The following is a 12,646-nucleotide window of genomic DNA, read 5'->3' on the forward strand; positions in this document are numbered from 1 at the left end:
AGGAGAATCGTGATCAGAGTCCTCGTCGCGGATGACGAACCCCTCATCCGGGCGGGCATCAGGATGATCCTCACCTCCGCCGACGACATCGATGTCGTCGCGGAGGCGGCCAACGGCCGTGAGGCGGTCGACCTGGTCCGCGCGCACGCCGTCGACGTGGCCCTGCTCGACATCCAGATGCCCGTGCTGGACGGGCTGTCCGCACTGGCCGAACTGCGGCGGGTGGCACCGGCCGTACGTCCGCTGATCCTGACGACGTTCGGTGAGCGGGAGAACGTGCTGCGGGCGCTGAGTCAGGGCGGCGCCGGGTTCCTGCTGAAGGACTCGGCGCCGGCCGAACTGATCCAGGCGGTACGGGCGGCCGCGGCCGGGGACGCGTATCTGTCACCGGCCGCCACGCGTCACGTGGTCGACCAACTCGCCTCGGGCCGGGCGGCGGCGCGCGGCGAGGAGGCGCGCCGGCGTCTGGAGTCGCTCAGCACCCGGGAACTCGAAGTGCTCGCGCTGCTCGGCGAAGGCCTGTCGAACGCCGACGCGGGCGAGCGGATCCATGTGAGCGAGGCGACGGTGAAGACGTACGTCAGCCGGATCCTGACCAAGCTGCGGTGCGAGAACCGGGTCCAGGCGGCCCTGTTGGCGCGGGACGCGGGGCTGGGACCGAGCTGATCCGCGGCTCGTCAGCCGCCGGGCCTGGCTCCCAACTGCTCCATGAGGGAAAAGAGGTTGGCCACGCCCCAGTGCTCCGTGATCCTCCCGTCGACCACACGCATCGCGTCCACGGTCTCGAACTCGATCGCCTTGCCGGTGGGGGCGATTCCGAAGAACTCGCCCTCGTGCGTGCCGTGGTAGGTCTTGTACGTGGTCACGAGGTTCCCCTCGGCCGCCTGCCAGTGCATCACCGCGTGGAAGTCGGGGAACGCGGCCCGCAACACCTTGTACAGCTCCAGGGCACCCGCCTTGTCGGGGGGAGACGAGGGGAGGTGAGGTGCTACCGCTTGCCGACGGTGTACGTCAGGTGGGTCACCCGGGACGACGTCTCCGTCCGGGTCTGGTCCAGCGTGAGCCGGTCGGGGTCCACGTGGTCGAACAGGCGGATGCCGGCGCCGAACAGCACGGGCGCGAGCGCGATCGAGAACTCGTCGACCAGGCCGCTGTCCAGGTACTGCTGGATCGTCTCGGCGCCGCCGGCGATGCGCACGTCGCGGTCACCGGCGGCCTCGCGGGCCCGGTCGAGGGCGCTCTCGATGCCGTCGTCGACGAAGTGGAAGGTGGTGCCGCCCGGCCGCTCCCACGGGTCGCGCCCGGTGTGGGTGAGGACGAACACCGGGGTGTGGAACGGCGCATCCTCCGGCCAGGACAGCTCACCGCCGTCGAACATGCGCCTGCCCATGACGCTCGCGCCCGTGCGCTCGAACGCCTCCCGCGCGATGTCGTTGTCGCGGCCCTCCTCGCCGCCCTCGCCCAGCTTCAGGTTCTCCCGGAAGAACCGCAGCGGGAACACCCAGGCCTGCAGCTCCGACCACTTCGCCATCCAGCGGTGGATCCTCGGGTCGCTCTGCCCCTCGGGCGAGAACACGTAGTCGACGGGCACGTCCTCCGGCGCCATGAAGCCGTCCAGGGACATCGTCACACTGAAGAACACCTTCCCGGCCATCAGCTCTCCGCTCCCTTCAAGTCCATCTCGTTCCGGGCGAGTTCGGCGACGTAGGCCGCCAGGTTGCCCAGCGTCTGCTCGCCGCCCTCGATCGCGTGGTACTTCTCCACCGCCTCGTCGCGGAGTTCCTTGGTGGGGAACACCGTGCGCATCACGATCCGGGTCTCGTCACCGGCCGCCTCGAAGGCCAGGACCGACTCGAAGGCGTTCGGGTCGTCACGCGACTCACCATGCAGCAGCGAGATCCGCTCGGGCGGGACGATCTCCCGCCAGGTGATCCACTCCTGGTAGTCGGTCCCGTCCGGCCCGTGCATCACGAAGTCCCAGGCCCCGCCGACGCGGAACTCGAAGGACCGCGTCGTAGTGGTGAAGCCTTCCGGTCCCCACCACCGCGACAGGTGCCGGACGCGCGTGAACGCCTCGAACACCAACTCCCGCGGGGCGCCGATCACCCGGGAGATCACGACCTCGCGGTCCGCGGTCACGGCCGCGTGCGCGGCATCGCCGCCGCTACTGCTCGTCGCCATCATCTGGTCCCTCCTCCTGCCTTGTCTGCTTCAGCTCCTGCACGTACTCGTCCAGCCGCTCGAAGCTCCCGCTCCAGAACCGCTCGAAGCCGCCCACCCACTCGTGGACCGGCCGCAGCCCGCTGGCGTCCAGGTCGTACAGCCGCTGCTTGCCCGCCCCGCGGACCCGCACCAGCCCGACCTCCCGGAGCACCCGCAGGTGCTTGGACGCCTGCGGCTGGGTCATCCCCAGGTTCCGCGCCAGCTCGGTCACCGGCCGCTCGCCGCCCCGCAGGAGCAGCAGGATCTCCCGCCGCTGCGGTTCGGCTATCGCGTTGAACGCATCCGAGGTCGTCGCCGCTCGTGCCATGGCGCCATCGTATGCCTATATCAGCATGTGTCAACGGCTCATGGCGCACCCGTGCACCCGTGCGGTCATGCGGTCATGCGGTCATGCGCAGAAGGGTCCGGCGCTCCCGCGCGGCCCTCATGGCGGCCGCGGTGCGCCTCGTGAGCGAGCGCGGCACCACGGACATCCCGGTCACCGATCTCGCCGAGGCGGCAAACGTCAGCCGTCGCCTCGTCTACCTGCATGCAGTTCGGGGACCGCGCCACTCTCCTGACGGAAGCCGCGATCGACCTGGTGCGACGGGAGTTGCTCCCCCGGGCCGGAGACGGCGGCGACACCTCCGAGGGAGTGGCCGCGCCGACGCGGCACTTCGCGGAACACCGCTCCTTCTACCGCCCGTTACTGACCGGCTCCTGCGCCTTCGCCATGACCAGCACCCTCAACAAACCAGCAGACGGCGGACGACCTCTCGGAGCTCATCGCGGGCGGAGCCGCCACGCCCGTCAACAACTGGGTGATCGACGGCGCGGACCCCCTCGGCCCCGCAGACCTCCCGACCGCGCTCACCCGTGCGCCGATCTGGTTCCGCTCCAGCCTGCGGACGCCGATGTGTTCGTGCGCCTCTGTGACGTGGACGAGAAAGGCCGATCCACGAACGTCTCCGACGGCCTGATCAGCCTCACCGAAGCCGACGACACGACCTGCGCGAAAGTCCAACTCTGGCCGACGGCCTACCGTTTCAAGCGCGGTCACCGCATCCGCGTCCAGATCTCCAGCGGCGCCTTCCCCCGCTACAACCGCAACCTCGACACAAGGGAACCCCGGGCGACCGCCACCACGCTCCGCGCAGCCGACCAGCGAGTACTCCACACCCCGGCCCACCCCTCCGCGGCGATCCTGCCGCTCGGCCGACCGAACCGACCCAACCTGGTGGGCCGTTGACGCACCAGCCACTGGGGCACTTGCCGCTGACGCACTAAGGGACATCCCGTAGAACCATCGCGGGTATTCCGGGCGTCCCTTACGACCTCAGGCCGATGTGGCTCAAGGGGCCGGCGGGCTTCAATGGCCCACATGCCCAGCGAAGTCGAATGCCCGCAGTACCATCACACCTTCGATTCCGGCGAGGTCCGCCCGGTCGATCCCGGCGTGGTGCGCTGGCTGACCGAGGAGTTGACCTGGTCGGGCCAGGAGCCCACCGAGCGCATGTACGCGAGCTACCTCTACTCGGCCGGCGCCATGCCCGTCTCCCGCCGGCGCTTCGTCCAAAACCTCGCCTACCTGGGCGTGCCGGAGACACGGGACCCGGACGGCACCTGCTTCCTCGTCAGGAAGTGACCAACTCCCCGAACAGGCCAGGAACATGCCCGAACTACAGCCACTCCGCGCCGCCCACGCCCCGGCGGTCCTGACCTTCGAGTTGGCCAACCGCGCCTACTTCGCCACCTCGATCTCCGACCGCGGCGACGCCTACTTCGACGAGTTCACCGCCGGCTTCGACGCCCTGCTGGCCGAACAGGAGGCCGGCATCTGCGCCTTCTACGTGCTCGTCGCCGAGGACGGCTCGGTCCTCGGCAGATTCAACCTGGTCGACATCACCGAGGAACACACGGCGACACTCGGCTACCGGGTGGCGCAACACGTCACCGGTCGCGGCGTGGCAACGGCAACCGTCAAGGAACTGTGCCGACTGGCCGCCTCACAACACGCCCTACGCACGATCAGAGCGGCCACCTCCCACGAGAACATCGCATCCCAAAGGGTCCTGGCCAAGGCCGGCTTCACCCCGGTCGGTCCCGCCCACCCGTCCGACATCGGCGGCAAGCAAGGCACTTGGTACCGGCGCGACGTCTAGGTCCAGCACCAACTCAGAGGCACTCACTCCAACAGGGCAGGAAGCTCCGGCGCAGGCAAGGGATAACACCCACGTCAGCGGGAGCGACCGTACGGCGCCGAGTTCGGCGTGCTGCGTGCTACGTGCTACGTGCTACGTGCTACGTGCTACCGAGGAGCTTGCCGTAGCCGTTGCCCGCGAACACCCCGACGGATGCCGGGCACGTCCGTGATCGCGTTGTGCGTTCCGGTGGGCAAGTCACCGACGCCGAGCCCGAGTTGACGGGCTCGGCGGGACACAGCGGGCACTTGGGGGCTTGGTGGAACGGGCATGGCGAGGCACTACGACACCGCCGGTCCCCCTGTCCCCCTCCCCCCGGCCCTGACGATCAACGCGGCCGCACGGCCGGTCAGCCCGCGGCGAGGAGTTCGAGTGTGTCGATCACACGGTTCGAGAAGCCCCACTCGTTGTCGTACCAGGCGACGACCTTCACATGGCGGCCGTCGACGCGGGTGAGGGCGGAGTCGAAGATCGACGACGCCGGGTTGCCGGTGATGTCGGAGGAGACGAGCGCGTCGTCGGAGTATTCGAGGACGCCGGCAAGGGGCCCGTCGGCCGCGGTGCGGTAGGCGGCGAGCACGTCCTCGCGGGTCACGTCCCGGGAGACGGTGGTGTTGAGTTCGACGATCGAGCCCACCGGCACGGGCACGCGGATCGAGTCGCCCGACAACTTGCCCTCCAGGTTGGGCAGTACATGCCCGATCGCCTTCGCGGCGCCCGTCGTGGTCGGCACGATGTTGACCGCGGCGGCCCTGGCTCGGCGGGCATCCCGGTGCGGGCCGTCCTGCAGGTTCTGCTCCTGCGTGTAGGCGTGCACCGTGGTCATGAAGCCGTGCTCGATACCGGCGAGTTCGTCCAGCACCGCGGCGAGGGGTGCCAGCGCGTTGGTCGTGCAGGAGGCGTTCGAGACGATCGTGTGCGTGGCCGGGTCGTAGGCGTCGTTGTTGACCCCGAACGCGAGGGTGACGTCGGCGCCGTCCGAGGGCGCGCTGACGAGTACCTTGCGCGCGCCCGCGTCGAGGTGGGCGCGGGCGGCCTTGGCGGAGGTGAAACGGCCCGTGGCCTCCAGCACGAGGTCCACTTCGAGTTCGGCCCAGGGCAGGTCGGCCGGTTCGCGCTCGGCGAGGACCTTGATGCGCCGGCCGTCGACGACAAGGGTGTCCCCGTCGACGGTCACGGGGCGGCCGAGCCGGCCGGACGTCGTGTCGAAGGCGAGCAGTCGCGCCAAAGTGGCGGGCTCCGTAAGGTCGTTGACGGCGACGACCTCCAGCTCGCTGTCGCGTTCGAGCAGGGCGCGCAGCACATTGCGTCCGATGCGGCCGAATCCATTGATGGCAATGCGAGTCATGAGTTAAGTCCCTTCGGTTCCCCACCAGGCTCGCGCGCGGCAGCCGTCGCGGACAGTGGCGCGATCGCCATGGTTCAAAAGGATCCCGCCACACCCCCGAGGAGGGCCGGGCTACTCCCCCTGCGCGAAGGTCCGCCGGTACTCGCTCGGCGTCGTACCGAGGAGACGGTGGAAGTGCAGCCGGAGATTCGCACCGGTGCCGAGACCGACGTCGGCGGCGATCTGCTCGACGCTGCGCTCGGACCGTTCGAGCAGCTCACGGGCCATGTCGATACGGGCGCGCATGACCCACTGCATCGGCGTGTAGCCGGTCTCGTCGACGAAGCGCCGCGAGAAGGTGCGCGGCGAGACCGCGGCCTGCCGGGCGAGCGTCTCCAGGGTGAGGGGTTCGCCGAGCCGGTGCAGCGCCCACTCGCGGGTCGCGGCGAACCGTTCACCGAGCGGCTCGGGCACACTGCGCGGCACGTACTGCGCCTGACCGCCGCTGCGGTAGGGGGCCGCGACCAGGCGCCGGGCCGCGTGATTGGACGCGGCCACCCCGAGGTCGCCGCGCAGGATGTGCAGGCACAGGTCGATGCCCGAGGCGGCGCCCGCCGAGGTCAGCACGCTGCCCTCGTCGACGAACAGGACGTTCTCGTCGACCTGGACGTGCGGGTACTTCGTCGCGAGCGCCCGCGTGTAGTGCCAGTGCGTCGTGGCGCGCTTCCCGTCGAGCAGCCCCGTGGCGGCGAGCGCGAAGGCCCCGGTCGAGATCGCGGCGAGCCGCGCGCCCCGGTCGTGCGCGGCGATCAGCGCGTCCAGGACACCCTGCGGCGGATCCTCCCGGTCCGGGAACCGGTACCCGGGCAGGAACACGATGTCGGCCCAGGTCAGCGCGTCGAGACCATCGGCCACGTGGTACGACAGCCCGTCGCCCCCGGTCACCAGTCCGGGCGCCGCACCGCACAACCGCACCTCGTACGGCATGCTCGCCCGCGTCGTGAACACCTGCGCGGGGATTCCGACGTCGAGCGGCTTGGCGCCTTCGAGGACGAGGACGGCGACGCGACGCAGACGGGCAGAAGACACGGGGACAGCCTACGCAGGGTTACGGGCCCACGTTCGCGGAGCCGTAGCAGGTCGCCGCAGGTCAGACCTTCCAGGACCGCAACTGATCGGCGACGGCGAGGACCCCGACCCGCGTGTCCCGGATCTTGCGGACAAGGTCGGAGAGGGCGCCGTAGGGCGGGTCGATCCCCTCCCCGGACTGGCCCATGTACTGGGCGGCGACGAACGCGGCGTAGAGGCTGTTGCGGTGCGGCAGTGGCTCCAGGCGCACGATGGTGTGCATGAGCGCGGCGGCCCGCCAGGCGGCGTCCGGGTCGGCGGCGGCGAGGGTCGGCAGCTTGGTCTTGTGCCGGGATACGGCGGCCACGAGCGCGGAGTAGTCGGAGACCGACATGTCCTCGCGGCCGAGGGCGGCCTCCTGGACGTCGAGCAGCCAGGAGACGTCGATGTACAGGTGCATCAGGCGGCCGCGGCCCCGTCACGCTCGGAAGGCGGCACCTCGTCGGGGAAGGCGTCGTCGAACTCCCCGCGCAGCCGCTCGGCCCACACGGACGCGCCGGCGACGAACCGGCCGCGCTGCATCTCGCGCACACCGAGGTCGTGCAGATACTGCTTGAGGCTCTTCCCCTCGGCCGCGGCGGCCGCACGCACTCCGTCAAGTTCCTCTTCGGTGAAGGACACATTCAGTGATGGCATGCTGCGATGGTACCTAGTTGGTGCCGCCGGTGCGAGGGGCATGCCATCAGAGCCGACACGGCAGGGGTGCGGGGCTGTCGGCCCACGTCCGACAGGGCCCCGTCCCACCCGCCCGGACCCGGCGCCTAAGCTGCGGCAATGCTCTCCAACGACTACCTCTCCGAACTGTTCTCACTCGACGGCCGAGTCGCCGTCGTGACCGGCGGCAGCTCCGGCATCGGCCGGGCCGCCGCCGGGGCACTCGCCCGGGCGGGGGCGAGCGTGGTCGTAGTGGCACGCAAGGAGCAGGAACTGACCGTCACGGTCGACGAGTTGACGGCGGCGGGCTGCCGGGCGGCGTGGGTGAGCGCCGATCTGAGCACCCGGGACGGTGTCCGGGCGGCGGCGGAAGCGGCAGCCGAGGTGTTCGGCGAGCCGGACATCCTCGTGAACAGCGCCGGCGTCAACTTGCGCCCGCCGATGGGTGAGTTGAGCGAGGAGGTATGGGACACCACGATGGCCCTGAACCTGGAGGCCCCCCACCTCCTGGGCCAGCGCTTCGGCCCCGGCATGGCCGAACGGGGCTTCGGCCGCATCATCCACATCACCTCCCAGCAGGCCCACCGCGCGTTCGCCCAGAGCGGCGCCTACGGCGTCTCCAAGGGCGCACTGGAGTCCCTGGCCCGCTCCCAGGCCGAGGCCTGGTCCCCCCACGGCGTCACCTGCAACACCCTGGTCCCGGGTTTCGTGATGACCCCGCTCAACGAACGACTCTCGTCCAACCCTGCGATGGTGACGGCCCTGGCCGCCCGCACCCTGATCGGCCGCAACGGCCTCGCCGAGGACTTCGCGGGCGCGACGGTGTTCCTGGCGAGCCGCGCCTCCGCTTACGTCACCGGGCAGTCGGTCTTCGTGGACGGCGGATTCTCCGTGCACTAGCCCAACACCGGCTGCACCTCGGCCAGTTGGAGAAGGGGTCGCCCGCCGCTACGACGCCCCGCTCCCCCGCCGCAGAAAACGAATCACAGGATGCCCAGGGTCGTGACTGACCTCGGCACGGACCCCGTAGACGTCCATGATCAGGGCCGGGGTGAGGACCTCGGTCGGGGTGCCCTCGGCGACCGTGCGGCCGGTGTCGAGGACGAGTAGGCGGTCGCAGTGCATCGCGGCGAGGTTGAGGTCGTGGAGGGCGATCACGGTGGTGACCGGGAGGTCGGCGATCAGGTCCAGCAGGTCCAACTGGTGCTGGATGTCCAGGTGGTTGGTCGGCTCGTCCAACAGGAGTTCGCGGGGTTCCTGGGCCAACGCGCGGGCGATCTGGGCGCGTTGGCGTTCGCCGCCGGAGAGGGTGTGCCAGGACTGGGCGGCCCGGTCGATCAACCCGGTGCGTTCGAGGGCCTCGGTGACGGCGTGGGCGTCGGCGGCCGACGCCGGTGACCAGGCGCGGCGGTGCGGGATGCGGCCGAGGGCGACGACCTCGCGGACGGTCAACTCGGTCTGGGTGTGGGTGTGTTGCTCGACGGTGGCGATACGGCGGGCGGTCGCGCGGCGCCCGATCTCGGGGAGCGGAAGACCGTCCAGCGTGACGACTCCGGTGGAGGTCGGGAGGACACCGGCCAGTAGGCGCAACAGGGTTGATTTTCCTGACCCGTTGGGGCCGAGGAGGCCGACGGTCTCGCCGGGGTGCAGGGCGAGCGTGACGCCGTCGACGATGAGTTGGCCGTCGGTGCGGCGGGCCACCCGGTCCGCGTGCAGGCCGGTGTCCGGAGCGCGGGTGCTCATGTCTTGCTCCGACCTCGGTGCAGGACAATCACGAACGCGGGTACGCCGATCAGTGACGTCACCACCCCCACCGGCACCTCCTGGGGATCGACGACGGTACGGGCGAGGGTGTCCACCCACACCAGGAAGACGGCTCCGGTCAGCGTGGTGACCGGCAGCAGTCGTACATGCCCGGAACCGGTCAACGCACGGGTGACATGCGGCAGGACCAGGCCGACGAAGCCGATCGCCCCGGCGCAGCTGACCAGGACGGCGGTGAGCAGCGCGGTGGCGCACAGCAGGATCAGCCGGGTTCGGGCGACGTTCACGCCGAGGCCTGCCGCTGCCTCCTCGCCGAAGGCGAACGCGTCCAACGTGGTGGCATGGCCCAGGCAGACGACCAGCACGAGCGCCAACGCGCCCGCGCACAGCAGCACTTGACCCCAGTCCGCGCCGGACAGCGAGCCGAGCAGCCAGAAGAGCACACCCTTGGTGGTCTCGGCGTCCGCCGACGTCAGCACCGTGAACGACGTGAGCGCGGAGAAGAGTTGCATGGCCGCCACGCCGGACAGCACCACCCGGTCCATGCTCGCGCCGAGGCTGTGGCTGAGCAGCATCACCAGCCCGAAGGAGAGCAGGGCACCGACGAACGCGCCCGCCGCCAGCGACACCGCCCCGCCGCCCACCCCGAGCACGACCACAGCGACCGCCCCCGTGGACGCCCCGGACGAGACGCCGAGCACGAACGGGTCCGCCAGCGGATTGCGCAGCAGGGACTGCATGACCGCGCCGCACAACGCGAGCCCGGCACCGCAGACGGCGGCGAGCAGCGTGCGCGGCATGCGCAGGTCCCAGACGATGCCGTCCCTGAGCGGGGCGAGCGTGCTCTCGCCGCCGCCGAGGTGGGACGCGATGGACGCCCACACGTCGGCCGTGGAGATGTCGGCGGGGCCGATGGTCACCGCGAAGGCCACGGAGACCAGCAGCGCGATGAGCCCGCCACCCGTCAACAGCAGGGTGCGGACGGTCACTTGGCGAGTCCGAAGTCGCGCAGGCCTGCGGCGACCTGCTCGATCCCTTCGACGGTGCGGATGGAGGGGTTCATCGCCTGGCCGCTGAGCAGGATGTACCGCTTCTTCTTGACGGCGGTGAGGTTGCGGGTGGCCGCGTTGGTCTCCAGGAAGTGGATCTTCGCCTTGGCGGTCTCGGCGGTCTGCGACTTGCGGGTCAGATCGCCGAGGACGATGACGTCGGGGTCGCGGTCGGCGACGGTCTCCCAGTTGATCTGGGGCCACTCGTCGTGGGTGTCGGAGAAGGCGTTCTTCGCTCCGACGGTGCGGGTGATGGCGCCGGGGGCGCCGCAGCAGCCCGCCAGGTAGGGCGACTGAGCGTTGGCGAACCAGTACATGAGGGTGGTGTCGGAGGCGTCGAGGCCGGTGGTGGCCTTGGTCACCCGCGCCTTCAGCTGGGCCACGAGCTGGTCGCCGCGCGCCTTCACGCCCATCGCGCGGGACAGGTCGCGTATCTCGCCGTAGACGCTGTCGAGCGTGAGCGGTGTGCTGCGCGAACCGTCGCCACCGCTGTCGTTGTCCTTGCCCGCGCAGTCGGACGGCGAGACGTACGTCGGCACGCCCAGCTTCTCGAACTGTTCGCGGGTCGCGACTCCGCCCTTGCCGAGCGTCGAGACGAAGGAGGCGGTGACGAAGTCGGGTTCGGCGTCGAGGACCTTCTCGAAGGAGGGGGCGTTGTCGGCGAGGCGCGGCACGCTCGCGTTCGCCTTCTCCAGGCCCTTGAGCACCGGGTCGGTCCAGGTGGCGGTGCCGGCGATGCGGTCGGCGAGGCCGAGGGAGAGCAGGATCTCGGTGGTGCCCTGGTTGAGGGAGACGACCCGCTCGGGGGCCGACTTCACCGTGACCTTGTGCCCGCAGTCGGTGAGCGTGAGCGGGAAGCCCGCGGCGGACTTCTCCGTCTCGCCGTCGGCGCTGTCGCCGTCGGATCCGCCGCACGCGGTGAGCAGCAGGGCGGGCGCGACGAGGAGGGCCGCGGTACGGCGGCGCAGTGGGACGGGGGCGGTACGGATCACGGGCATGCCTTGCCTGTCGGGGCTCGAACGCGGAGCCTGGCCTACGAACTCCCCCTCGCCGAGGGCGAGAAGGTGCCAGCAGGTCTTCGGACTCGGGTTCGTCCGGACGGGGCGCCTTCCCGGCGCGTCGCACACCGGCTCCCTCGGCCGGCCCGCGTCGCCCCAGTGGCGTGGATTGCCCCGCCCGTCCCCCTCACCGCTGCGCGTCAGTTCCGGATTCCCACCGGATTCCCTGGCCTCGGTTGTGGCGCGACTGGCCCGGCCAACGTATCAAGATCGGCGGTCGGCTCCCGCTGCGGGGTGCGGCACGGAGGTGCTCCTGAACCACTGCCGCTCTGTACCGGTACCGCTGGACTTTCCCCCGGTTCCGTCCGACCCCTGTGCGGCACGCTCCGCGCGGCGGATCGTAGAGGCCCCGACCCGCTCGCACGGAGGTCCAACGGCCATGGCCCAACTGATCGTTGTCGGTGTCGACGGTTCCGCGGACAGTCGCATCGCGGCCGACTGGGCAGCAACGGAAGCCGGGTTGCGTGGACTCGCCCTGCGGGTCGTCCACGTCTCGACACTCCCCGACGAGCAACTCCTCACCACCTGGCCCTACTTCCGCGAGCCCTCTCCCGACGCCCTCGTCACGTCCCTCGCGAAGGACCACCCCGAACTCCGGGCCGAGGTGGTCGCCCTCACCGGAGAGGTCGTGCCGGCCCTGCTCCCCCTGACCGCCGAGGCGGACTGCACGGTCCTCGGGCTGCGCGGTACGGGCGGTTTCGCGGGCCTGGCCCTCGGTTCCGTGGCCCACGGGGTCGCCGAGCACTCCGAGCGGCCGGTGGTGCTGGTGCCGAGCGGGTCCGTCCACAGCCGTCGCCCGCGGTCACCGTACGGCGTGACGCTGGGGGTCGACGGCGGCGAACTCCCCGGCGCCGTCGTCGACTTCGCCTTCGACGCCGCCTGCCGACGCGACACCGGCCTGCACGTCGTCCACGCCTGGCGGCTGCCCTCGCCCGCCGAGCACTGGATGCCGTACGCACCGCCCGAGAAGGACCGAGGACGCTGGGAGGACCAGGAGACGCAACGCCTCTCGGACGCGCTGCGGCCCTGGCGGGAGAAGTATCCGCACGTGGGTGTCTACGAGGATCTCCGTCTCCAGAGCCCGGCGGCCGCCCTGGTCCAGGCGTCGGTCCCGGCCTCGGCGGAACTGCTGGTGATCGGCCGCGCGGGCACGACACTCGGGCCCACCCTGCACGCCGTACTGGAACACACCGCGTGCCCGGTGGCCGTGGTCCCCCACCGCACCTGAGACCAGCTCCGCGCGTTACACTCGCGGGCCCGAAC

General features: G+C 70.7%; 16 protein-coding genes, 2 pseudogenes and 1 riboswitch. Of the genes and pseudogenes, 7 read left to right on the forward strand and 11 right to left on the reverse strand.

What is annotated here, in order from left to right:
- Window positions 1–9 precede the first annotated feature (9 nt).
- Window positions 10–666 (forward strand): response regulator transcription factor, encoded by a 657-nt coding sequence (locus OG407_RS02175; protein WP_327406809.1) that lies wholly within the window; start codon window positions 10–12, stop codon window positions 664–666.
- Window positions 667–677: 11 nt separating this feature from the next.
- Here the strand turns inward: OG407_RS02175 and OG407_RS02180 are convergent.
- The 4 genes and pseudogenes from OG407_RS02180 to OG407_RS02195 form a co-directional block, all read right to left on the reverse strand.
- Window positions 678–953 (reverse strand): annotated as a pseudogene (locus OG407_RS02180) (ester cyclase); the annotation flags it as partial.
- A gap of 35 nt (window positions 954–988) precedes the next feature.
- Window positions 989–1,654 carry a dihydrofolate reductase family protein gene (locus tag OG407_RS02185; protein ID WP_405854430.1) on the reverse strand — a complete coding sequence of 222 codons (666 nt, stop codon included), beginning with the start codon at window positions 1,652–1,654 and terminating at the stop codon, window positions 989–991.
- The gene (locus OG407_RS02190) at window positions 1,654–2,181 is read right to left on the reverse strand and encodes an SRPBCC family protein (protein ID WP_405868247.1); all 528 of its coding nucleotides are present in this window, start codon (window positions 2,179–2,181) and stop codon (window positions 1,654–1,656) included. Before OG407_RS02190 ends, OG407_RS02185 begins: the two co-directional genes overlap by 1 nt.
- A complete protein-coding gene (locus OG407_RS02195; RefSeq protein WP_405854432.1) occupies window positions 2,165–2,530 on the reverse strand; it encodes an ArsR/SmtB family transcription factor in 366 nt (121 codons plus the stop codon). Before OG407_RS02195 ends, OG407_RS02190 begins: the two co-directional genes overlap by 17 nt.
- 119 nt (window positions 2,531–2,649) lie before the next feature.
- Between OG407_RS02195 and OG407_RS02200 the strand changes: the two are divergent.
- From OG407_RS02200 to OG407_RS02215, 4 genes and pseudogenes are all read left to right on the forward strand, one after another.
- Window positions 2,650–2,703, forward strand: a pseudogene (locus tag OG407_RS02200) (hypothetical protein); the annotation flags it as partial.
- 49 nt (window positions 2,704–2,752) lie between these two features.
- Window positions 2,753–3,451, forward strand: coding sequence for a CocE/NonD family hydrolase C-terminal non-catalytic domain-containing protein (locus OG407_RS02205; protein ID WP_405854434.1), 699 nt, complete (start codon window positions 2,753–2,755; stop codon window positions 3,449–3,451).
- A gap of 132 nt (window positions 3,452–3,583) precedes the next feature.
- A complete protein-coding gene (locus OG407_RS02210) occupies window positions 3,584–3,847 on the forward strand; it encodes a hypothetical protein (protein ID WP_405854436.1) in 264 nt (87 codons plus the stop codon).
- A gap of 25 nt (window positions 3,848–3,872) precedes the next feature.
- Complete coding sequence (locus tag OG407_RS02215) at window positions 3,873–4,364, forward strand: GNAT family N-acetyltransferase (RefSeq protein ID WP_405854438.1); 492 nt, start codon at window positions 3,873–3,875, stop codon at window positions 4,362–4,364.
- A gap of 388 nt (window positions 4,365–4,752) precedes the next feature.
- Here OG407_RS02215 and gap read toward each other — a convergent pair whose 3' ends face one another.
- From gap to OG407_RS02235, 4 genes are all read right to left on the reverse strand, one after another.
- A complete protein-coding gene (gene gap, locus OG407_RS02220; RefSeq protein ID WP_405854440.1) occupies window positions 4,753–5,751 on the reverse strand; it encodes a type I glyceraldehyde-3-phosphate dehydrogenase in 999 nt (332 codons plus the stop codon).
- Between the two features lie 111 nt (window positions 5,752–5,862).
- Complete coding sequence (locus OG407_RS02225) at window positions 5,863–6,819, reverse strand: GlxA family transcriptional regulator (RefSeq protein ID WP_405854442.1); 957 nt, start codon at window positions 6,817–6,819, stop codon at window positions 5,863–5,865.
- Window positions 6,820–6,880: 61 nt separating this feature from the next.
- The gene (locus OG407_RS02230) at window positions 6,881–7,258 is read right to left on the reverse strand and encodes a hypothetical protein (protein ID WP_033281017.1); all 378 of its coding nucleotides are present in this window, start codon (window positions 7,256–7,258) and stop codon (window positions 6,881–6,883) included.
- On the reverse strand, window positions 7,258–7,494 hold the full coding sequence (locus OG407_RS02235; RefSeq protein ID WP_365304615.1) for a hypothetical protein: 237 nt from the start codon (window positions 7,492–7,494) through the stop codon (window positions 7,258–7,260). Before OG407_RS02235 ends, OG407_RS02230 begins: the two co-directional genes overlap by 1 nt.
- Window positions 7,495–7,632: 138 nt before the next feature.
- Between OG407_RS02235 and OG407_RS02240 the strand changes: the two genes are divergently transcribed.
- Window positions 7,633–8,412, forward strand: a complete 780-nt coding sequence (locus OG407_RS02240; protein WP_405854445.1) for an SDR family NAD(P)-dependent oxidoreductase — start codon at window positions 7,633–7,635, stop codon at window positions 8,410–8,412.
- A 48-nt stretch (window positions 8,413–8,460) separates the two neighbouring features.
- On the opposite strand, the gene OG407_RS02245 is transcribed toward OG407_RS02240, so the two are convergent.
- The 3 genes from OG407_RS02245 to OG407_RS02255 are packed head-to-tail and all read right to left on the reverse strand — an operon-like array spanning window position 8,461 to window position 11,323.
- Window positions 8,461–9,255, reverse strand: a complete 795-nt coding sequence (locus OG407_RS02245) for an ABC transporter ATP-binding protein (RefSeq protein WP_405854447.1) — start codon at window positions 9,253–9,255, stop codon at window positions 8,461–8,463.
- The gene (locus tag OG407_RS02250) at window positions 9,252–10,265 is read right to left on the reverse strand and encodes a FecCD family ABC transporter permease (RefSeq protein WP_405854449.1); all 1,014 of its coding nucleotides are present in this window, start codon (window positions 10,263–10,265) and stop codon (window positions 9,252–9,254) included. Before OG407_RS02250 ends, OG407_RS02245 begins: the two co-directional genes overlap by 4 nt.
- Window positions 10,262–11,323 (reverse strand): ABC transporter substrate-binding protein, encoded by a 1,062-nt coding sequence (locus OG407_RS02255; RefSeq protein WP_405854451.1) that lies wholly within the window; start codon window positions 11,321–11,323, stop codon window positions 10,262–10,264. Before OG407_RS02255 ends, OG407_RS02250 begins: the two co-directional genes overlap by 4 nt.
- 53 nt (window positions 11,324–11,376) lie before the next feature.
- A riboswitch (cobalamin riboswitch) is annotated at window positions 11,377–11,590 on the reverse strand.
- A gap of 172 nt (window positions 11,591–11,762) precedes the next feature.
- Here OG407_RS02255 and OG407_RS02260 point away from each other — a divergent pair.
- Complete coding sequence (locus tag OG407_RS02260) at window positions 11,763–12,611, forward strand: universal stress protein (RefSeq protein WP_405854453.1); 849 nt, start codon at window positions 11,763–11,765, stop codon at window positions 12,609–12,611.
- Window positions 12,612–12,646: the final 35 nt, after the last annotated feature.

Source organism: Streptomyces sp. NBC_01515, assembly GCF_045040345.1.
Classification (GTDB): domain Bacteria; phylum Actinomycetota; class Actinomycetes; order Streptomycetales; family Streptomycetaceae; genus Streptomyces.

Coding starts and splice junctions, on each gene's coding strand:
- OG407_RS02185 (WP_405854430.1), bottom strand. CDS start 1,654: ATGGCCGGGAAGGTGTTCTTCAGTGTGACGATGTCCCTGGACGGCTTC.
- OG407_RS02190 (WP_405868247.1), bottom strand. CDS start 2,181: ATGGCGACGAGCAGTAGCGGCGGCGATGCCGCGCACGCGGCCGTGACC.
- OG407_RS02195 (WP_405854432.1), bottom strand. CDS start 2,530: ATGGCACGAGCGGCGACGACCTCGGATGCGTTCAACGCGATAGCCGAA.
- OG407_RS02205 (WP_405854434.1), top strand. CDS start 2,753: ATGCAGTTCGGGGACCGCGCCACTCTCCTGACGGAAGCCGCGATCGAC.
- OG407_RS02210 (WP_405854436.1), top strand. CDS start 3,584: ATGCCCAGCGAAGTCGAATGCCCGCAGTACCATCACACCTTCGATTCC.
- OG407_RS02215 (WP_405854438.1), top strand. CDS start 3,873: ATGCCCGAACTACAGCCACTCCGCGCCGCCCACGCCCCGGCGGTCCTG.
- gap (WP_405854440.1), bottom strand. CDS start 5,751: ATGACTCGCATTGCCATCAATGGATTCGGCCGCATCGGACGCAATGTG.
- OG407_RS02230 (WP_033281017.1), bottom strand. CDS start 7,258: ATGCACCTGTACATCGACGTCTCCTGGCTGCTCGACGTCCAGGAGGCC.
- OG407_RS02235 (WP_365304615.1), bottom strand. CDS start 7,494: ATGCCATCACTGAATGTGTCCTTCACCGAAGAGGAACTTGACGGAGTG.
- OG407_RS02240 (WP_405854445.1), top strand. CDS start 7,633: ATGCTCTCCAACGACTACCTCTCCGAACTGTTCTCACTCGACGGCCGA.
- OG407_RS02245 (WP_405854447.1), bottom strand. CDS start 9,255: ATGAGCACCCGCGCTCCGGACACCGGCCTGCACGCGGACCGGGTGGCC.
- OG407_RS02255 (WP_405854451.1), bottom strand. CDS start 11,323: ATGCCCGTGATCCGTACCGCCCCCGTCCCACTGCGCCGCCGTACCGCG.
- OG407_RS02260 (WP_405854453.1), top strand. CDS start 11,763: ATGGCCCAACTGATCGTTGTCGGTGTCGACGGTTCCGCGGACAGTCGC.